Origin of the sequence: Streptomyces filamentosus (assembly GCF_014654895.1) — a bacterium.
In the GTDB taxonomy this organism is placed as follows: Bacteria; Actinomycetota; Actinomycetes; order Streptomycetales; family Streptomycetaceae; genus Streptomyces; species Streptomyces filamentosus.
Map to the genome: position 1 here is coordinate 3,686,652 of NZ_BNBE01000001.1, position 19,887 is coordinate 3,706,538.

A 19,887-nucleotide genomic window follows, 5' to 3' on the forward strand; every position below is an offset into this window, starting at 1 on the left:
CCCCCCTCAGGAGGCCCCGGAGGCACCCGCCGAAAGGGCCCGTTCCGCTTCCGCACCCGTGCACGATCTGGAGAGCCCCACCCATGGCACCGCGCATCCTGCTCGCCCGACACGGCCAGACCGAGTGGTCGCTGCTCGGACGGCACACCGGCAGGACCGACATCCCGCTGCTCGACGAGGGCCGGCGCGGCGCCGCCCTGCTCGGCGAGCGCCTGCACCGGGGCCCCTGGCAGGGCCTGCCCGGCGTCGAGGTCCGCACCAGCCCCCTGGTCCGCGCGAGCGAGACCTGCGCCCTGGCCGGCTTCGGCGACCGCGCCGAACCCTGGGACGCCCTGATGGAGTGGGACTACGGCGCTTACGAGGGCCTGACCCCCGCCCAGATCCAGAAACTCCGCCCCGGCTGGCTGATCTGGCGCGACGCCGTCCCGGACGGCGAGTCCCTCGCCCAGCTCTCCGCCCGCGCCGACCAGGTCGTCGAGTGGGCCCGCTCCGCCGACCGCGACGTCCTGGTCTTCGCCCACGGCCACATCCTGCGCTCCATCGGCGCCCGCTGGCTCGGCGAGGACGTCTCCTTCGCCGCCCGCATCCGCCTCGACCCGACGAGCCTGTCGGTCCTCGGCTGGGCGTACGGGGCGCCGGCGATCGAGCGGTGGAACGACACGGGGCACCTGGAGGGCTGATCCGGGATCAGGGATCCGGGATCAGGGGGGTCGGATCCGGGACATCGGATCCGACCTCCGACCTCCGACCTCCGATCTCCGATCTCCTGAACATTGGATCCGGGGTGTCGGATCCCGGAGGTTGGATCCCGGAGGTTGGATCCCGGAGGTTGGATCCTGGATCCCGATGTTGGGTGTCGGATCCGGGATGCCGGATCCAAGATCCAGGATGTTGGATATCGGATGTTGGATGTTGGATCCGGGATCCTGGAGCCAACATCCCCTCCCTCACGCCCCCGTGAGGATGAGCCGCGTCTCCGCCAGCAGCCCCCGGATCCGTGCCGACGCGATCCCGTCGTCCAGCGAGTCCGCCACGCGCCGTGCCTCCGCCTCGGCCTCGTCGCGGCGGCCGGCGCGGGCGAGGTTGCCGGCGAGCTGGGCGCGGTAGAGGGCGAGGTTGCGGGCGAAGCGGGGGTGCTGGAGGACGGTGGCGCGGTACGAGTGGCGGGCGGCGCGGCTCCAGTCGCCGAGGGCGGCCCAGCAGTGGGCCTCCAGGGCCTCCAGTTCGGGTTCGCCGAAGAAGGACATCCACTCGGGGTCCTGGTCGGCGTGGCCGCGGCCGAAGTGCTCGTGGGCGCGGCCGAGGCACTGTTCGGCGGTGGAGCGGTCGCCGAGTCCGGCCCAGGCGGCGGCCTCCCGCAGGGAGAGCAGGGCGAGGAGCCGGTCGGAGCCGAGCGGCCCGGCGGCGCGCAGGCCGGCCTGGGCGGCGCGGACGGCCTCGCGGTAGCGGCCGGTGTCGCGGGCGAGGAAGGACGTGTTGCAGAAGGCGTGCGCCTCCAGGGCCGCGTTCCCGGAGACCCGGGCGGTGGCGAGGGCCTCGGCGTAGTGGGAGCGGGCGTCCTCGTGGCGGCCGGAGTCGTGGGCGAGCCAGCCGACGGAGAGGGACAGTTCGCCGGCGCCGGCGAGCAGCCGGTCCTCGGTGGAGCGGCGGGCCGCGGTGCCCTGGTCGAGCAGGTCGTAGGCGGTGCGCAGCGGCTGGGCGGCGACCTTGTAGAGCCCGTCGGCGCCGTGCCGGTCGTCGAGCAGGCGGATCCGCCGTACGGCGTCCTCGACGGCGAGGACCTCGGTCTCGCCGATGCGGCGGGTGCCGCGGGGGCTGGGGATCGCGGCCGCGGTGGAGCCGATTCCCCAGGAGACGGCCGCCAGGGTGGCGGTGCCGCTCGTCATGAATGCGCGACGCAGCACGTCGCTCTCCTCATCGTTCCGGGTCGGGAGGACGGGGGGCCGGGGGGCCCCGGACGGTGCGGCCTGCCGTCGGCCGCGTACCGTCTCCCGTGCGGAGAAACCCAGGTCGGCAAGGGTCAGCCCGGGGAACATGTGCAGGAAGACCCGCTCGTACGCGTAGTTCGGGCAGCGGATCTCACCCGCCTCCACGCGCCCGATGTAGCGGGCGTCGCACGCGACCTGTTCGCCGATCTCCCGTGCCGCCCGGCGGACCATGGCGGCGAACTCCCCCGGGGAGTGCTGTCCGCGGAGCCGTCGGAAGGCGAGATTGGGAACTGCCCGTGGCATGGACATGGCCGAGCCCTCTCCTGGTGCTGCCGGGTGTTCCGGCGGCAAGAACGTACCTTCTGTGACCGGTCGAGTACGTTGAGTTTGGCTACAAATCGGATATCTCGCCTGCGATCTGCCATGAACTGCCATCCTTTGCGGCGGCGTGCCGCCGTAGCCGTTGACGCGCGGGGGCGTTGAACCGTATGGGAGAGACAGAACGTGTCTCCTCTGGGAAGCGAGGAGGGGTCCATGTCCGAGAACGCCGCGCCTTTCGAGACCACCGTGCCGACCGCGACGACCACGATGCCGACCGCGTCGCCCATGAAGACCACCGCGATGGCCACCGCGTCGCCCGTGACGACCGCCGCGACCATGCCGCCCGCCGCCGCGACCATGTCGCTCCCCGCCGCCCCGACCGTGCCGGCCGCCGCCGCGACCGTGCGGGTCACCGGCGGCGTCGAGCCCTGCGACCTGGTGACCGTGCCCGCCCGGCAGGGCCTGGAGGCCGTCGACATCCTCCGCCGCCGGGGCGTCCCGGCCGTCGGGCCCGTGCTCCACGACGGCGCCTGCGACACCCTCGGCTTCCTCGTCCCGCCCGGCACCGCCGCCGCCTGGGACCTGCCCGGCAGCGCCTGTACCCGCACCTCCGGGCGCGGCCTGCGCCTCCCGGAGCTCCCCGAGCTGCCCGAGCCCGCCGGGGACGCCCCCCGCCCGGCCGGCTGGCTGCTGCCCCCCGGCGACACCGGCCCGGTCACCGACCCCGCCGACCTGCGCCGCGCCCTCGGCGAGGCGGCCCGCCTCATCGAGGCGGCCGACGGCTGTCACTGAACGCCGCGCCCCGGTCCCGCCGATAATGGACGGATGGCCAGGAACAAGCAGCGCGAGCGGGCGGCGGCCGCCGCCACCGAGACCGTCGACGGCGGGCTCGCCGAACTGATACCCGACCGCGACCGTCCCCGTGCCTGGACGCTCCTCCTCGACGGCGCCCCGCAGTCCCACGTGGACCTCGACGACCCCGCCGCCCTCACCTTCGAGTACCAGCGGCGGCTCGGCCACGTCGCCGACCTCGCCGCCCCGCCCGGCCGCCCCCTCCAGGCCGTGCACCTCGGCGGCGGCGCCCTCACCCTCGCCCGGTACGTCGCCGCGACCCGGCCCCGCTCCACCCAGCAGGTCGTGGAGATCGACGAGCCCCTCGTCCGCTTCGTCCGCCGCGAGCTGCCGCTCGACCCCGGCGCCCGGATCCGGATCCGCGCCACCGACGCCCGCGCCGGGCTCGCCAAGGTGCCCGACGGCTGGGCCGATCTGATCATCGCGGACGTCTTCCGCGGCGCCCGCACCCCCGCCCACCTGACCAGCGCCGAGTTCCTGGGCGAGGTGAAGCGCGCCCTGCGGCCCGGGGGCACGTACGCCGCGAACCTCGCCGACGGTCCGCCGCTCGCCCATCTCCGCGGCCAGATCGCCACCGCCGCCGGCCTCTTCGCCGAGCTGGCCCTGATCGCGGATCCGACCGTGCTGCGCGGCCGCCGCTTCGGGAACGCCGTCCTGGTCGCCTCCGACCGCGAGCTCGCCGTCGCCGACCTGACCCGCCGGGTCGCCACCGACCCGCACCCGGGCCGCGTCGAGCACGGCCGGGCCCTCGCCGACTTCACCGGCGGTGCCGTCCCGGTCACCGACGCGACCGCGAAGGCGTCCCCGGCCCCGCCGCCGTCCGTCTTCCGCTGACCGGGCCGGTCAGGCCGCGCGTTCCTCGATCTGGACGCGGGGCGCCGAGTCGTGCCACAGGCAGAAGACGGACAGCTCGCGGCCGCCCTGGGTGAAGGTCACCCGGATCCAGGTCGGCTGCTTCCACACCTGCATCTGCCAGCCCGAGGCCGGGGTCGCGGAGACCAGCTCGGCGGAGGTCTCGCCGAGGTCGAAGGTGACCCGGCCGCCGTCCACCGCGTAACTCTTCACCTGCGAGGAGGAGTCCCCGCCGGCGGCCGGGGCGGAGGTGCTCCCCGTCGTCGGGGACGGATCGGGGACCGGGTCCGGGGACGGGGTGCGGGAGGGGGCGAGGGCCGGGCGGGTGGCCTTCGGGGCCCCGGTCGCGGGGGCGGACGACGGGGGAGCGGTGGAGGGGGACTCGGGCACCGGCCGGCGGGTCGAGGACGTGGCCGGGTCGCCGATGGCGGTCTCGGCGGGGACGAGGTCGCCCGGGGTGGTGCCGACCGGCAGGGGCAGGGCGCGCGGCGGGTCGTAGACCGTGCCGGACAGCACCGTGTGCACCCCCCACCAGGAGAGCGTGACCGCCGCGCCGGTGGCGAGCGACCAGGCCAGGGCGTGAACGAGTCCTCTTCGCATCCGGGCCATCTTGCCCCACGCCGGGCCGGGGCGGGCCGGGAGGTGGACCCTGACCGCGGCGTCCCCCGGATGGCGTACGGTGCGGCCCATGGCAAGTGTGCTCGTGGTCGAGGACGACCAGTTCGTGCGCTCGGCCCTCATCCGGCAGCTGACCGACGCCTCCTACACGGTACGGAGCGTCGGTACGGCCCTGGAGGCGCTGCGCGAGGTCGCCCATTTCCGTTTCGACGTGGTCGTCCTGGACCTCGGTCTGCCCGATCTGGACGGGTCCGAGGCGCTGAAGATGCTGCGCGGCATCACCGACGTACCGGTGATCATCGCGACCGCCCGGGACGACGAGGCGGAGATCGTCCGGCTGCTGCACGCCGGTGCCGACGACTACCTGGTGAAACCGTTCTCCGTCGAGCACCTCACCGCCCGGATGGCCGCCGTGCTGCGCCGCGCCCGGTCCGTGGCCGGGGAGGCGGCGCCGACCACGGAGATCCGGGTCGGCGGGCTCGCCATCGACCCGCTGCGCCGCCAGGCCGAGCTGGACGGCGTCCCGCTCGACCTGACCCGGCGCGAGTTCGACCTGCTGGCCTTCCTCGCCGGGCGGCCCGGCGTGGTCGTCCCGCGCAAGGAGCTGCTCGCCGAGGTGTGGCAGCAGGCGTACGGGGACGACCAGACGATCGACGTCCACCTGTCGTGGCTGCGGCGGAAGCTGGGCGAGACGGCGGCCCGGCCCCGCTACCTCCACACCCTGCGCGGCGTCGGCGTGAAGCTGGAACCGCCCCGGGAGCACCTGCCGTGAGGCCCGGCACCCGCCGGGAGACCCGGAAGGCGCGGCGGATCCGGAAGGCGCGGCGGACGGGGGACCGGCCGTGAGGTGGGCCCTCGTCAAGGTGTCGCTGGCGGTCACCGCCATGGTCGTCATCGCCTTCGCCGTCCCGCTCGGCCTCGTCGTCAAGGAGATGGCCCGCGACCGGGCCTTCTCCAACGCGGAGCGGCGCGGCGCCGGGCTCGCCCCGGTCCTCGCCATCACCACCGACCGGACGGAGCTGGAGAAGGCCGTCGCCACCACGGAGGACGGGGCCGCCGGCCGGCTCGCCGTGCACGTGCCCGCCGCCGAACCCGGCGGCCAGGCCCTGGAGATCGGCACCCGCCGGGCGGGCGCCGAGGAGCTGGCCGCCACCCGCACCCTCGGCCGCGCGTCCATCGCCGAGGTCCCCGGCGGCTACGCCCTGCTCCAGCCGACCGCGCTCAGCTCCGGGCAGGTCGCGGTCGTCGAGCTGTTCGTCCCCGAGGCCGAGGTCACCAACGGCGTCGCCACCGCCTGGCTCGTCCTCGCCGGGGTCGGCGTCGCCCTGATCGTCGGCTCGCTCGCCGTCGCCGACCGGCTCGGCGTCCGCATGGTCCGCCCCGCCCAGCGGCTCGCCGGCGCCGCCCACGAGCTGGGGGAGGGGCGGCTCGGCGTCCGGGTCGCGGAGGAGGGCCCGCCCGAGCTCAAGTCGGCCGCCGTCGCCTTCAACTCCATGGCCGACCAGGTCGTCCAGCTCCTCGCCAACGAGCGGGAGCTCGCCGCCGACCTCTCCCACCGGCTGCGCACCCCGCTCACCGTGCTCCGCCTCAACGCCGCCTCCCTCGGTTCCGGCCCCGCCGCCGAGCAGACCCGGGCCGCCGTCGAGCAGTTGGAGCGCGAGGTGGACACGATCATCCGCACCGCCCGCGAGGCGAAGCCGCAGACGACCCCGCCGACCGGTCCCGGCGCGGGCTGCGACGCCGCCGAAGTGGTGCGCGAGCGGATGGAGTTCTGGTCCGCGCTCGCCGAGGACGAGGGGCGGCTCGTCCGTCTCGCGGGGGTCGAGCGGCCGGTACGCATCCCGGTGGCGCGCCCCGAACTCGTCGCCGCCCTCGACGCCCTGCTCGGCAACGTCTTCCGGCACACCCCCGAGGGCACGGCCTTCTCCGTGGACGTCCACAACGGCGAGGACGCGGTCATCGTCCTGGTCTCGGACGCGGGCCCCGGGATCGCCGACCCGGCCGCCGCGCTCGCCCGGGGCAACAGCGGGGCCCGCGACGGCTCCACGGGCCTCGGCCTCGACATCGCGCGCCGCATGGCGGAGGCGACCGGCGGCGACGTCCGCATCGGCCGTTCGGTCCTCGGCGGCACGGAGGTGCGCATCTGGATCGGACTCGGCGCGCACCGCGCCGACGGCTCCGGAGGCCGCCGCTCGCACCGCCCGGCCCGCCGCCGCAAGGCTCCGCGCCGCTGAACCTTTGCCCGTGGTGATGGCTTCCTTAAGCGGACCCTAAGAATCCCAACCCCTTCCCGCAGTAAGGCATTTGTCCGAATCCCCGGCGCTAGCGTGCTTCCGCACCCCACCCCCCGCATCACGGAGGCAGCACGTCATGGGCAGCAACGCGCACCGGCGCAGGGCCGGCGGCCGTACGAAGGCCGTCGTCGCGGTCGTCGCGGCCGCGATCACCGGAGGCGCGGTCCTCGCCCTCACCGGCACCGCCCAGGCCGCCGCCGTCGGCGCCGCCTACACCCGGACCTCCTCCTGGACCGGCGGCTACACCGGCCAGTACGTGGTCACCAACGAGACCTCCGCCGTCCGGTCCGACTGGACGCTGGAGTTCGACCTGCCCGCCGGGACCGTCATCGGCTCCCTGTGGAACGGCGACCACACGGTCTCGGGGCGGCACGTCACCGTGAAGCCCGCGAGCTGGAACAGCAGGCTCGCCCCCGGCCAGTCCGTCACCGTCGGTTTCGTGACCTCGGCGGCCGGACAGGCCGGGGACCCCACCGGCTGTCTCATCGACAAGGCGGCCTGCTCGGCCGGCGGCCCCGCCCCCACCCCCAGCGGCCGCCCCACCACCACCCCGAAGCCCACCGCGACCGCCACCACGGCCCCGAAGCCCACCGCGACCGCGACGGCCACCGCGAAGCCGACCCCCACGGCCACGGCGGCCACCACCGCACCCCCGAAGCCGACTCCCACCCCCACGCCCACCCCCACGCCCACTCCGTCCTCCACCTCCACGGGAAGCCCGGCCGCCGCCGCGAAGTTCGCCCCCTACGTCGACACCTCGCTCCACCCGGCGTACGACCTGCTCGCCACCGCCTCCGCCACGGGCGTGAAGGAGTTCAACCTGGCCTTCATCACCTCCGGCGGTTCCTGCGCCCCGCTGTGGGGCGGCGTCACCGACCTCGGGTCCGACAAGGTCGCCGCCCAGATCACCGCCCTGCGCGCCCGGGGCGGTGACGTGCGGGTCTCCTTCGGCGGCGCGGCCGGCCACGAGCTGGCGCTGAACTGCGCGAGCGCCGCCGACCTGGCGGCGGCGTACGGCGAGGTCGTCGACCGGTACGGGCTCACCAAGGTCGACTTCGACGTCGAGGGCGCGGCCCTGCCCGACACGGCCGCCAACACCCGCCGCTCCCAGGCGATCGCCCGGCTCCAGAAGGCCCACCCGGACCTGAACGTCTCCTTCACCCTGCCGGTGATGCCCGAGGGCCTCACCCAGCCCGGGGTGAGCCTGCTCGCCGACGCGAAGAGGAACGGCGTCCGGATCGACGCGGTCGACATCATGGCGATGGACTACGGCCCGGCCTACAGCGCCGACATGGGGACGTACGCGATCCAGGCCGCGACCGCGACCCAGGCCCAGCTCAAGGGCGTCCTCGGGCTCTCCGACGCCGCCGCCTGGAAGGCCGTCGCCGTCACCCCCATGATCGGCGTGAACGACGTCACCACCGAGGTCTTCACGGTCGACGACGCCACCCAGCTGGTCGACTTCGCGAAGTCGAAGGGCCTCGGCCGGCTGTCGATGTGGTCCTCGACCCGCGACAAGCAGTGCCCGGACGGCGCCGTGAACCGCGCCGACGCCACCTGCTCCTCGGTCCTCCAGCAGCCGCTGGCCTTCACGAAGGCGTTCGCCGCCTACCGGTAGAAGCCCCCGGCTCCCCCGAAAAGCCATCTCCTCCCCCCACAGCGCGTGCCCCGGCCGAAGACACCCCCACCCTCGGCCGGGGCACGCTCACGCGCGCGGGGCCGGTCAGGCCGCGGAGGCCCGCCACTCGTCCGCGTAGTCGTCGAAGATCGCCCGCAGGTGGTGGCCGATCTTCAGGTAGTCGAGGTCGTCGAGGTTGGCCAGCGAGACCCGGACCGACCACTCGGGGCCGTCGAAGCCGCCGCCGTTGAGGAGGACGACGCCGGTCTGCTCGGCGAGCCGGAACAGCGGGTCGACGGGCTCGTAGTTCTTCTCCAGGAAGGCCGCGAAGTCCTTGCCGTGGACGCGCTCTCCCTCCGCGAGGAGGTCCAGCTCGATGTAGTAGCCGGCCCGCTTGTCGTCGTCGGCGATCTTCATCTGGGCGCCTTCGAGGAGCAGGTCGAGCCGCCGGCCGACGATCGACCGCAGCCGCTCCTTGTACGCCTGCCCCTCGGGGAGCATGTCGAAGAGGGAGAAGAGCGTCATCATGACCTGCTGCGGCAGCGACAGGCCCGCGGTGTGGTTGAGGGCGACCTGCCGGGAGTCGGCGACCAGCCGGTCGATGAACCGGATCTTCTCCGGCTCCAGGGTGAGCGTCCCGTACCGCTTGGCGAGCCGCTCCTTCTCGGCGGCCGGCAGCTCGGCGATCATCCGGTCGATGACGTTGTCGTCGTGGAGTCCGATGACGCCGAGGCGGTGGCCGGTGCAGCCGTAGTGCTTCGAGTACGAGTACACGAGCAGGGTGTTGTGGGGGAGGTCGGCGGCGATCGAGCGGAAGCCGGGGACGAAGGTGCCGTAGACGTCGTCGGTGACGACCACCAGGTTCGGGTTGTCGGTGGCGACGATGTCCTTGAGCTGGTCCGCGACCCGCCGGCTCAGCGCGAGCGACGGCGGGTTGGAGGGGTTGACCAGGCAGACCATCTTCACCGACGGGTCCGCCAGCTTGGCGACCTCCTCCTCCGGGTAGCGCCATTCGCGGACGCCGGTCTCGGCGAAGAGCGAGGCGTTGACGTGGACGACGTCGAACTCGTACGTGTCGAGTTCGGGGATCTCGATGTACGGGGTGAAGACCGGCACCATCAGGGCGATCCGGTCGCCCTTCTTCAGGATCCCGTTCTTCATCAGGGAGTCGAAGATGTAGCACATGGCGGCGGTGCCGCCCTCGGTGGCGAAGTACGAGACGTTCCCCTCCGGCGGCCGCTTGTCGAACATCTCGTCCTCGACGTAACCGCGGACGACCTGCTCGGTGTGGGCGAGGATGCGGTCCGGCACGGGGTAGTTGTCGCCGATGGTGCTGTCGCTCAGCTCGTGGACGAAGGCGTCCTTGTCGAAGCCGAAGCGCTCGACGGCGTACTCGACGGACTTCTGGAGGAGTTCGATGCCGGGCAGGTCGGGGTGCTGCCGCACGAAGGCGTCGAAGCGGGCGCCGGAGCCCTTGAGTTCGGGCATGCCGCCGAGGTCGTCGGCGGTCCACACCCGGCGCGACTCGGTGAGCGAGAAGTAGCCGAGCGCGTAGAACGCCTCGCGGGGGCTGGTGGCGATCCAGTTCGGGTTGCCGCGGCCCGCGTTGAGCATCTGGACCGACGACTTGCCCTTCTGGCCCGGCTGGTCGGCCTGGACGGCCTGGGCGATGGTGATGAACTTGTCCTTCAGCTCGAACGGCGAGAGCTGGGCGAAGGACTTGATCTCCTCGCGGGTGAACGTGGTCTTGGGCATGGGGTGTCCTTCGGGGTCAGTGGTTGAGGAGGACGATCACGGCGCCCCAGATGGTCAGCAGCACGTTGCCCACCGCGTAGGGGATCGTGTAGCCGAGCGTGGGGATCTGGGACCTGGACTGTTCGTTGATCGCGCCGATCGCCGCCGTCGTGGTCTGGCCTCCGGCCAGCACGCCCATCAGGATCGGGAAGCGGATCTTCTGCACGTAGTGGCCGACGAGGAAGCCGACGACCAGCGGGATCAGGGTGGCGACCGCGCCCCACAGGAGCAGCCCCCAGCCGGCCGTGGACAGGCCGCTGGTGAAGCTCGGTCCCGCGTTGATGCCGACGACGGCGACGAAGGCGCACAGCCCGAAGGTGTCCATGAACCACTGGGCGCCCGGCGGGACGTTGCCGTACGTCGGGTACTTGCCGCGGATCCAGCCGAAGACCAGGCCCATGATCAGCGCGCCGCCGGAGGTCGACAGCGAGATCGGCACGCCGGAGACGGTGAGGGCGGGGATGCCGAGGCAGCCGCCGAGGAAGACGCCGAGGCCGACCCAGAGCATGTCGGTGGCGAAGGAGGTCGGCACGGGCTTGCCGATGGCCCTGCCCGCCGGGTCCACGAGCCGCTTCGGGCCGGTCAGGATCACCGTGTCGCCGCGCTCGATCTTCGTGGAGAGGCGGTAGGGGAACTCGGAGCCGGAGCGGTAGATCTTGTCGATGTAGACGCCGACCATGAAGGGCTCGCGGCGCAGGTCGGCGACGGTCTTGCCGAGCTGCTCCTTGTTCGAGGCGACCACGTGGAGCGTCTCGGTCTCGTAGCCGAGGAGTTCGACGTCGTCGGTCTCGGGGCCGATGTGGGTGCGGGCGTCGAAGTCGACGAGGGCGCCGCGCAGCGCGGAGACGGCGACGGTGTCGCCCTCGCGGAGCACGGTCCGCTGGTCGTGGTCGAGGACCGTGCCGTCGCGCCGCACCCGGGTGATGTAGATGCGGTGGCCGAGGGCCTTCTGCTGGTCCTCGAAGTCGTCGATCGTGCGGCCGACGAGGTCGGGCCGCCGGATCGTGTACGCGCGCAGCACGACCTCGTAGTAGCCCTCGGCGAGGTCCGGGTTGTCGCCGGGGGCGTCCAGCTCCTTGGCGAGCCGGGCGGACTCGGCGGCGAGGTCCCGCTTGTAGAGCCGGGGGAGGATGTTGGCGAGGAGGATGGCGCAGAGGATCGTGCCGAGCGGGTAGGTGACCGCGTAGCCGATCGCGACGAGGTTCTCCTCGGTCTTCATCTGGTCGGCGCTCAGGCCCGGCAGGTTGCCGATGGCGTCCTGGGCGACGCCGATGACGGCGGACTGGGTGAGCGCGCCGCCGAGCAGGCCGGCCGAGAGCCCGGGGCCGTACCCCAGCATCACGGCGAAGCCCCAGGAGACCAGCAGGCCGGTGACGCAGACGACGACCGCGTTGACGACCTGGGGGAGTCCGTCCTTCTTCAGGCCCCGGAAGAACTGGGGGCCGACCCGGTAGCCGAGGGCGAAGAGGAAGAGGGTGAAGAAGAGGTTCTTCACCGTGGCGTCGATGGTGATCTTGAACTGGGCGCCGAGCAGCAGGCCCGCGACGAGGCAGCCGGTGACGGCGCCCAGCGCGATCGCCTTGTAGCGCAGCTTCCCGAAGAGGAAGCCGAGGGCGACGGTGATGAAGACCAGCAGTTCGGGGTGGGGCTGGAAGATGTTCCGGTTGAGGAAGTCGATCATGGAGGGGCGCCGCCTCTCAGGCTCCGAGAATGCCGACCAGCAGGGGTCCCGTCAGCGGGAGCAGGAAGTTGGAGAGGGTGTAGGTGATCGTGTAGCCGAGCATCGGTACCGAGCTCTGCGCGACCTGGGTGACGGAGGTGATCGCCGGGGTGGAGCACTGCTGGCCCGCGATGGCGCCGATCAGCAGCGGTTTCTCGATCCCCAGCAGCTTGCGGCCGACGAACAGCGAGATCGTGGCGGGCACGAGGACCATGGCGATGCCCGCGAACGGCAGCAGCGCCCCGTACTCCTTGAGCAGCGGCCACGCCTGCGGGCCGGAGACCAGGCCGGTGCAGGCGATGAAGATGGCCAGGCCCATGTCCTTGAGGGTGGTGGCGGCCTGCGGGGGGAAGGCGCCGAAGGTCTGGGTGCGGGAGCGGAACCAGCCGAAGAGCAGACCGGAGATGAGGCAGCCGCCGCCGGTGCCCAGGGACATCGGGACGTCGCCGAACTTCACCACGACCTGGCCGAGGAGCGAGCCGCAGGCGATGCCCAGGCCCAGGTAGATGAAGTCGGTGGCGTCGTTCTTGACGACCGCGCCGACCTTGGAGGCGAGCCTGCCGAGCGAGGAGCGGGCGCCGACCAGGGTGAGGACGTCGCCGCGCTGGACGACGGTCTCCGGGGTGGCGGGCAGATGGGACTCGTTGCGCAGCACGTCCGTCACGTAGACCCCGCCGGAGGCGATCTCCGGGTGCTCGGTGGTCAGCCGGTCCAGGGACTTGCCGACCGCCTCCTTGTCGGTGACGGAGACCTGCTTGGTGGCGAGCGGGGTGTCGAGGCCGGGGACCGCGGGGGTCTCGGGGCCGATGTGCCGGCCCGCGTCGATGATGTGGGAGCGCCGGCCGACCACGAGGACGAGGTCGGAGAGGGTCAGCTCGAAGTCGGGCGGCGGCGGGGTCCTGATGTCGCTGCCGCGCTTCACCGCCTCGACGGTGACCCGGTTGCCGAAGCGCTGTTCGAGGTCGGAGACCCGGGCGCCGTCGGCGAGGGTGACGAGGAAGGTGCGGCCCACCATGTTGGGCAGCGCCTCGCGCTCGTCGGACTCCAGGCCGCCGCCGGAGCCGCGCATCTTCTCCCACAGCTCGCGGGAGGCGTCGCGGAGGTTGATCCGCATCATCATCGGCATGATCTGGCTGGTGTAGATCACGATGGTGATGAGGCCGAAGAGGTAGCAGACCGTGTACGCGGTGGCCACGTGGCCCTGGTACTGGGTGATCTGCTCCTGGGTCAGGTCGGACAGCTTGCCGATGGCCTCGGTGGCGGTGCCGACGACGGCGGACTCGGTGGCGGCGCCGGCCAGGATGCCGGCGGCGGTGCCGACGTCCAGGTCGAAGGCCTCCGCCAGGCCGAGGGCGATGCCGACGACGCAGACGACCTCGATGAGGCAGAGCGTGAAGTAGCGCAGGCTCTTCTTGTTGAGGTTGGCGAAGAACTGGGGTCCGGCGAGGTAGCCGAGCGAGAAGATGAAGAGCGCGAAGAAGATCGTCTTGACGTCGTCGGAGACGGTGACCTCCGCCCAGGCGCCCATGAGGAGCGAGACGATCAGGGTCCCGCAGATGCCGCCGAGCGTGATGGGACCGACCCGGAGCTTGCCGACGAGGTATCCCGCGGAGAGGCAGACGAAGAGGGCGAGTTCGGGGTGGTCACGCAGGATTCCCATCGGCCCTCACCCCGCCCACGCGATGAGCAAACCGTTCATAGCGGACATAAATGGAAAATAACAGCGGAAGATCAATAAAGGACCGCCGCCGCGCCCGATCGGGTGAACACCCCCCCGGTGACCCCCCGCCATCCCGTCACCCCTTCACCGCGCCCCGCATCACCCCGCCCACGATCTGCCGCCCGAACAGCGCGAGCACCACCAGCAGCGGCAGCGTCCCCAGCAGCGCCACCGCCATCACCACCGAGGTGTCCGGCACGTAGCCCCGCCCGAGCCCCGTCAGCGCCACCTGCACCGTCGGGTTCCCCGTCTGGGTGAGCGCGAGCACCGGCCAGAAGAAGTCGTTCCACGCCGCCACGAACGACAGCATCCCCAGCACCGCCATCGCCGGCCGCGCCGCCGGGAGCACCAGGTGCCACACCACCCGCAGCGTCCCCGCCCCGTCCATCCGCGCCGCTTCGAGCAGCTCCGGCGGCAGCGCGCCCAGCAGGTGCTGGCGCATGTAGAAGACGCCGAAGGCGGAGACCAGCGAGGGCAGCACCACCGCCTGGAGCTGGTCGGTCCAGCCGATCCGCGCGATCAGCAGATAGAGGGGGACGACCCCGAGCTGCGGCGGGATCAGCATCGTCGCCCCCACGAGCAGCAGCAGCGGCCCCCGGAAGCGGAACCGCAGCCGGGCGAAGGCGAACCCGGCGAGCGTCGAGAACAGCACCGTGCCGACCGCCACCGACCCGGCCACCACCGCCGTGTTGGCCAGCGCCTCGCCCATCCCGCCCTCGCCCCAGGCCACCGACAGGTTCCGCCCCAGGTTCCGCCCGAACCAGAACGGCGGCGGCGACTGCGCGAGCCGCCCGCTCGTCCGCGAGGCGGCCACCGCCGTCCACAGCAGCGGGAAGACCGACACCGCCGTGAACAGCGCCAGGAGCAGATACGTGCCCCACCCGCCCCGCTCGTACGACTCCGACCCCGGCCCCGATCCCGATCCCGACCCCGGCCGCCCCCTCGCCGCCGCGCGCCCGCCCCGCCCCGTCACCGCCGCCCGCCCTTCCGGCCCAGCAGCCGCACCAGCCCGAAGACCACCACCAGGAGCAGCAGCATCGCCCAGGCGATCGCCGCCGCCCGCCCCAGGTGGAGGTTCACCCACCCCTGCTCGTACAGGTAGAGCCCCAGCGTCTGGTACTGGTGGTCGGCCCCGCCCGAGGCGCCCGCGCCGCTGCTGAAGAGCAGCGGCTCGCCGAAGAGCTGCACCGCCCCGATCGTCGACACGATCCCGGTGAAGGCGAGGGCGGGCCGCAGCCCCGGCAGCGTCACGTGCCAGAACCGCCGCCACCGCCCCGCCCCGTCCAGCGCCGCCGCCTCGTACAGCTCCGGCGGCACCGTCTGCATCGCCGCCAGGTAGATCAGCGCGTTGTACCCCGTCCAGCGCCAGATCACGATCGAGGCGACCGCGAACCGCGAGGCCCACGGGCCGTTCTGCCAGTCCACCGGGTCCAGCCCGACCAGCCCGACCGCCCAGTTCACCATCCCTTGGTCACGCCCGTAGAACAGCGCGAAGACCAGCGTCGCCGCCGCCACCGAGGTCGCGTACGGGGCGAGCGCCGCCACCCGGAAGAAGAGCCGCCCGCGCAGCCGCGCGTCCAGGAGGTGCGCGGCGCCGAGCGCGAGCAGCAGCTGGGGGACGGTCGCGAGCACCCCGATCACCACCGTGTTCGCCAGCGCGTTCCAGAAGAAGTCGTCGGTCAGCAGCCGGGCGTAGTTGTGCGCCCCCACCCACTCCCGGGCCCCCGGGTCCGTCAGCTCCACCCGGAACAGCGAGGTCCACGCCGTCGCGGCCAGCGGGAACAGCCCGAAGGCCCCGAACAGCAGGAAGAACGGCGCCACCAGCACGTACGGCGCCGACCGCGACCGCAGCCGCCCGAGCCGCTCCCGCCGCGCCCGTCCCGCCGGCACCACCGGGGCGAGCGCCCGCTCCACCACGTCCTCGGCCATCCCGCCCACCTCACCGGTCCAGCGCGTTGTCGATCGCCTGCATCGCCGCCCGCCAGGCCGAGTCCGGCGACCGTCCCGTCTGGTCGACCTGGAGCATCCCGGTGTCCGACAGGATCGTGTTCACCAGGCCGTCCTTCGGCCCGACCGGCGCCACCGGCACGCCGAGCGCCGCCGCCGAGTAGATCCGGCCGACCGGCGCGTCCCCGAAGTACGGGTGCCGGGCGCCCCGGACCTGCGGCAGTCCGAAGGCGGCCTCGGCGCTCGGGAAGCTGCCGCGCCGCTCGAAGAGCACCGCCTGCTGCTCGGGGGCGGTCAGCCAGGCCGCCAGCTCCGCCGCCTCCGCCACGTGCCTCCCGGCCGACGGGACGACGAGGAAGGAGCCGCCCCAGTTGCCCGGCCGGGGCGCCTTCGCGACGTCCCACAGGCCCTTCCCGGCCGGGCCGCCCTTGTCCTGGATGTAACCGAGCATCCACGCCGGGCAGGCGATCGAGGCGAACCGCCCGTGCGCGAAGCCCTGGTCCCAGTCGGGGGTGAACTGCTGGAAGCGGGCGGTCAGTCCGTACCGCGCGAACTCGGCGCCGAGGTCCCAGGCGGCCCGCACCGCCGGGTTGGACCCGACCACCAGCCGCCCCCCGGCGTCGTAGTAGCGCAGCTTCGCGCCGGAGATCACGGCGGCCATCACCCCGGACGCGGAGTCGGTGAAGGCGACCCCCTCGGGGGCCCGCGCGGCGAACCGGCGGCCCGTCTCCAGGTACTTGCGCCAGTCCCCGGCCCACAGCCGCCCCACCTCCTCCCGGTCGGTGGGCAGCCCGGCGGCGGCGAAGTGGTCCTTGCGGTAGCAGACGGCCAGCGGTCCGATGTCGGTGCCGAGCCCCAGCACCCGCCCGTCGTCGGTCCGCGCCTGCGCCCACTTCCAGGGCAGGAAGGCGGCCTCGTCGACGCCGGGCGCGTGCGCGAGGTCGGCCAGCCGGTCCGCCTGGGTGTCGACGACCTCCGCGATGTTCCCCACCTCCACGGCCTGGACGTCGGCGAGGCCGGCGCCGGCGGTGAGGTGGGTGAGCAGCTGCGGGTAGTAGACGTCGGCGCGGGCGAGGGAGGTCTGGCGGATCGCGACGTCCGGGTGGAGCCGCATGTACGTGTCGTAGAGCCCGGCCTCCTTGAGGCCGAAGGTGCCGTACACCCCGACGGTGAGCGTCACCGGGCGGCCCGCGCCGTCCACCTCCGGCCCGCCGCCCGGGGGCGCCGGCACCGGCGGGTCGGTGGCGCAGCCGCCGAGCAGCGCCGCGACGAGCAGCAGTGCTCCGGCGAGCGGCAGGGCGCGGGCGCGGAGGCGCGCGCCGGTCCGCCGTCGTGGTCCGTTCCTCCACCCCATGGCCCCGACCGTAGGCGGCGGTGCCGGGGCGGCCGGCGGGGCGGCGCCGGGGCCCGGCCCCGCCTCACCCGTTCGGCCCACCGGCCGGGCGCGGTCGTCGAACGTCTTCGACGGGTCCCGCGTATTGACCGTGTTCTGACAGGGCTCGGATAGTGGGAGCGCTCCCATACTTCACTTCCCGACGGGATACCCATGCGCAGACCACGACTCCTCGCGGGACTCGCGGGCCTGGCCCTCACGGCCGGCCTCCTCGCGGGCGCCCTCCCGGCCGGCGCCGCCGAACCCGCCCCCGCCCGGGCCGCGGCCTCCCCCGCGTACACCTGGAAGAACGTCCGGATCGACGGCGGCGGCTTCGTGCCCGGCCTGGTCTTCAACCGGACCGAGAAGAACCTCCTCTACGCCCGCACCGACATCGGCGGCGCCTACCGCTGGGACCAGGCCGGCTCCGCCTGGATCCCGCTCCTCGACCACGTCGGCTGGGACGACTGGGGGCACACCGGCGTCGTCTCCCTCGCCTCCGACGCCGCCGACCCCGACAGGGTGTACGCCGCCGTCGGCACCTACACCAACGACTGGGACCCCGGCACGGGCGCCGTCCTGCGCTCCGCCGACCGGGGCGCCACCTGGCGGCGCGCCGACCTCCCCTTCAAGCTCGGCGGCAACATGCCGGGGCGCGGCATGGGCGAGCGCCTCGCCGTCGACCCGCACAAGAACAACGTCCTCTACCTCGGCGCCCCCAGCGGCAACGGCCTGTGGCGCTCCACCGACTCCGGCGCCACCTGGGCGAAGGTCACCTCCTTCACCAACCCGGGCGGCTACCAGCAGGACCCCACCGACACCAGCGGCTACAACTCCGACGAGCAGGGCATCGTCTGGGTCACCTTCGACGAGTCCACCGGCAGCGGAACCGGCGCCGGGGCCACCGCCACGAAGACGATCTACGTCGGCGTCGGCGACAAGGAGAACGCCGTCTACCGCTCCACCGACGCGGGCGCCACCTGGACCCGCCTCGCCGGACAGCCCACCGGGTACCTCGCCCACAAGGGCGTCCTCGACGCGGAGAACGGCTACCTCTACCTCGCGTACAGCGACACCGCGGGCCCGTACGACGGCGGCAGGGGCAAGGTCTGGCGGTACGCCACCGCCACCGGCGAGTGGAAGGACATCAGCCCCGTCGCCGAGGCCGACACCTACCACGGCTTCAGCGGCCTCACCGTCGACCGGCAGCACCCCGGCACGGTCATGGTCTCCGCCTACAGCTCCTGGTGGCCGGACACCCAGATCTTCCGCACCACCGACAGCGGCTCCACCTGGACCAGGGCGTGGGACTACTCCTCCTACCCGACCCGCGCGAACCGCTACACGATGGACGTGTCGTCGGTGCCGTGGCTGACCTGGGGCGGCAACCCCACCCCGCCCGAGCAGGCCCCCAAGCTCGGCTGGATGACCGAGGCCCTGGAGATCGACCCCTTCGACCCGGACCGGATGCTGTACGGCACCGGCGCCACCGTCTACGGCACCACCGAGCTCACGAAGTGGGACACGAACACGGACTTCACCATCCGGCCGATGGTGAAGGGCCTGGAGGAGACCGCCGTCCTCGACCTGGTCTCACCGCCCTCGGGCGCCCCGCTGATCAGCGCCCTCGGAGACGTCGGCGGCTTCCGCCACACCGACCTCTCCGCCGTCCCGCCGATGATGTTCACCTCCCCGAACTTCACCTCGACGACCAGCCTCGACTACGCCGAGACGAAGCCGGACGTCCTCGTCCGCTCCGGTCACCTCGACGGCGGCCCCCGGGTCGCCTTCTCCACCGACAACGGCGCGAACTGGTTCGCCGGGCAGGAGCCCGCGGGCGTCACCGGCGGCGGCACGGTCGCCGCGGCGGCCGACGGCGCCCGCTTCATCTGGAGTCCCGAGGGCACCGCCGGCGTCCACGCCGCCACCGGCTTCGGCACCTCCTGGACCGCCTCCACCGGCATCCCCGCCGGGGCGACCGTGGAGTCCGACCGGGTCGACCCGAAGACCTTCTACGGCTTCGAGGACGGCACCTTCTACGCCTCCGCCGACGGCGGCCTCACCTTCACCCCCAGGGCCACCGGACTGCCCGCCGAGGGCCCGGTCCGCTTCAAGGCCGTCCCCGGGAGGAAGGGCGACCTCTGGCTCGCGGGCGGCGCCCCGGACGGCGCGTACGGCCTGTGGCACTCCACCGACGGCGGCGCCACCTTCGCGAAGGTCGCCGGCGTGGACCAGGCCGACGCCATCGGCTTCGGCAAGGCCGCCCCGGGCGCCTCCTACCCGGCGCTCTACTCCAGCGCGAAGATCGGCGGCGTCCGCGGCATCTTCCGCTCCACCGACGCGGGCGCCACCTGGGTCCGGATCAACGACGACGCCCACCAGTGGGGCTGGACCGGCGCCACCATCACCGGCGACCCGCGCGTCTACGGCCGGGTGTACGTCGCCACCAACGGGCGCGGCATCGTCTACGGCGACACCGCGGGGACCGGCGGCGGCGACGGCGGCACCGACCCGGGCACCCCGCCGGGTCCGGCGGCCTGCACCGCCGCGTACACGGTGCAGAGCCAGTGGGGCGGCGGCTTCACCGGCCAGGTCACGGTCCGCAACACCGGCACGGCACCGCTGACCGGCTGGAAGGTCGGCTGGGAGTACCCGGCGGGGCAGCGGGTCACGCAGGCGTGGAACGCTGCGGTCGTCCAGACCGGCACCGCCGTGACGGCGACGCACCTCCCGTACAACGGCTCGGTCCCGCCCGGCGGCTCCACGACCTTCGGGTTCAACGCCTCCTGGACGGGGAGCAACCCGCCCCCGGCCGTGCTCACCTGCTCCTAGCGGACGCGGGAACGACGGA

At 73.3% G+C, this 19,887-nt stretch carries 15 protein-coding genes; 7 read left to right on the plus strand and 8 right to left on the minus strand.

Translation table 11 applies throughout. The annotated features are described in order from the left end of the window. Positions 1–83 precede the first annotated feature (83 nt). Positions 84–680 (plus strand): histidine phosphatase family protein, encoded by a 597-nt coding sequence (locus IE326_RS16665; RefSeq protein WP_190041899.1) that lies wholly within the window; start codon positions 84–86, stop codon positions 678–680. Between the two features lie 267 nt (positions 681–947). On the opposite strand, the gene IE326_RS16670 is transcribed toward IE326_RS16665, so the two are convergent. Beyond that, the gene (locus IE326_RS16670; protein WP_190041900.1) at positions 948–2,237 is read right to left on the minus strand and encodes an NsdA family TPR-like regulatory protein; all 1,290 of its coding nucleotides are present in this window, start codon (positions 2,235–2,237) and stop codon (positions 948–950) included. A 348-nt stretch (positions 2,238–2,585) separates the two neighbouring features. Here IE326_RS16670 and IE326_RS16675 point away from each other — a divergent pair, with 348 nt between their 5' ends. Next, positions 2,586–3,041, plus strand: a complete 456-nt coding sequence (locus IE326_RS16675) for a hypothetical protein (protein WP_373310235.1) — start codon at positions 2,586–2,588, stop codon at positions 3,039–3,041. A gap of 33 nt (positions 3,042–3,074) precedes the next feature. Further along, a complete protein-coding gene (locus IE326_RS16680; RefSeq protein ID WP_190041902.1) occupies positions 3,075–3,935 on the plus strand; it encodes a spermidine synthase in 861 nt (286 codons plus the stop codon). A gap of 9 nt (positions 3,936–3,944) precedes the next feature. Here the strand turns inward: IE326_RS16680 and IE326_RS16685 are convergent, their stop codons facing one another. After that, positions 3,945–4,562: a hypothetical protein gene (locus tag IE326_RS16685; protein WP_190042272.1), complete on the minus strand. Its 618-nt coding sequence runs from the start codon at positions 4,560–4,562 to the stop codon at positions 3,945–3,947. Positions 4,563–4,641: 79 nt separating this feature from the next. Between IE326_RS16685 and IE326_RS16690 the strand changes: the two genes are divergently transcribed. The 3 genes from IE326_RS16690 to IE326_RS16700 all read left to right on the plus strand — a co-directional run bounded on the left by IE326_RS16690 (position 4,642) and on the right by IE326_RS16700 (position 8,483). Further along, positions 4,642–5,343 carry a response regulator transcription factor gene (locus tag IE326_RS16690; RefSeq protein WP_170313820.1) on the plus strand — a complete coding sequence of 234 codons (702 nt, stop codon included), beginning with the start codon at positions 4,642–4,644 and terminating at the stop codon, positions 5,341–5,343. Between the two features lie 70 nt (positions 5,344–5,413). Beyond that, positions 5,414–6,805 carry a HAMP domain-containing sensor histidine kinase gene (locus tag IE326_RS16695; protein WP_190041903.1) on the plus strand — a complete coding sequence of 464 codons (1,392 nt, stop codon included), beginning with the start codon at positions 5,414–5,416 and terminating at the stop codon, positions 6,803–6,805. A gap of 136 nt (positions 6,806–6,941) precedes the next feature. Further along, positions 6,942–8,483, plus strand: coding sequence for a glycoside hydrolase family 18 protein (locus IE326_RS16700; RefSeq protein WP_190041904.1), 1,542 nt, complete (start codon positions 6,942–6,944; stop codon positions 8,481–8,483). A 105-nt stretch (positions 8,484–8,588) separates the two neighbouring features. Here the strand turns inward: IE326_RS16700 and IE326_RS16705 are convergent, their stop codons facing one another. From IE326_RS16705 to IE326_RS16730, 6 genes are all read right to left on the minus strand, one after another. Further along, entirely contained in the window at positions 8,589–10,238 is a 1,650-nt protein-coding gene (locus IE326_RS16705) for a bifunctional aspartate transaminase/aspartate 4-decarboxylase (RefSeq protein WP_150228323.1), read from the minus strand. A gap of 16 nt (positions 10,239–10,254) precedes the next feature. Then, complete coding sequence (gene aspT, locus IE326_RS16710; protein WP_190041905.1) at positions 10,255–11,958, minus strand: aspartate-alanine antiporter; 1,704 nt, start codon at positions 11,956–11,958, stop codon at positions 10,255–10,257. A 16-nt stretch (positions 11,959–11,974) separates the two neighbouring features. Then, positions 11,975–13,657, minus strand: a complete 1,683-nt coding sequence (gene aspT, locus IE326_RS16715) for an aspartate-alanine antiporter (RefSeq protein ID WP_150228321.1) — start codon at positions 13,655–13,657, stop codon at positions 11,975–11,977. A gap of 136 nt (positions 13,658–13,793) precedes the next feature. After that, entirely contained in the window at positions 13,794–14,690 is an 897-nt protein-coding gene (locus IE326_RS16720; RefSeq protein ID WP_190041906.1) for a carbohydrate ABC transporter permease, read from the minus strand. Further along, positions 14,687–15,646: a carbohydrate ABC transporter permease gene (locus IE326_RS16725; protein ID WP_150228319.1), complete on the minus strand. Its 960-nt coding sequence runs from the start codon at positions 15,644–15,646 to the stop codon at positions 14,687–14,689. The genes IE326_RS16720 and IE326_RS16725 overlap by 4 nt, the downstream gene beginning before the upstream one ends. A gap of 10 nt (positions 15,647–15,656) precedes the next feature. Beyond that, positions 15,657–17,018: an ABC transporter substrate-binding protein gene (locus tag IE326_RS16730; protein WP_190041907.1), complete on the minus strand. Its 1,362-nt coding sequence runs from the start codon at positions 17,016–17,018 to the stop codon at positions 15,657–15,659. A 192-nt stretch (positions 17,019–17,210) separates the two neighbouring features. On the opposite strand from IE326_RS16730, the gene IE326_RS16735 reads away from it, so the two are divergent. Beyond that, positions 17,211–19,868, plus strand: coding sequence for a cellulose binding domain-containing protein (locus IE326_RS16735; protein WP_190041908.1), 2,658 nt, complete (start codon positions 17,211–17,213; stop codon positions 19,866–19,868). Positions 19,869–19,887 lie beyond the last annotated feature (19 nt).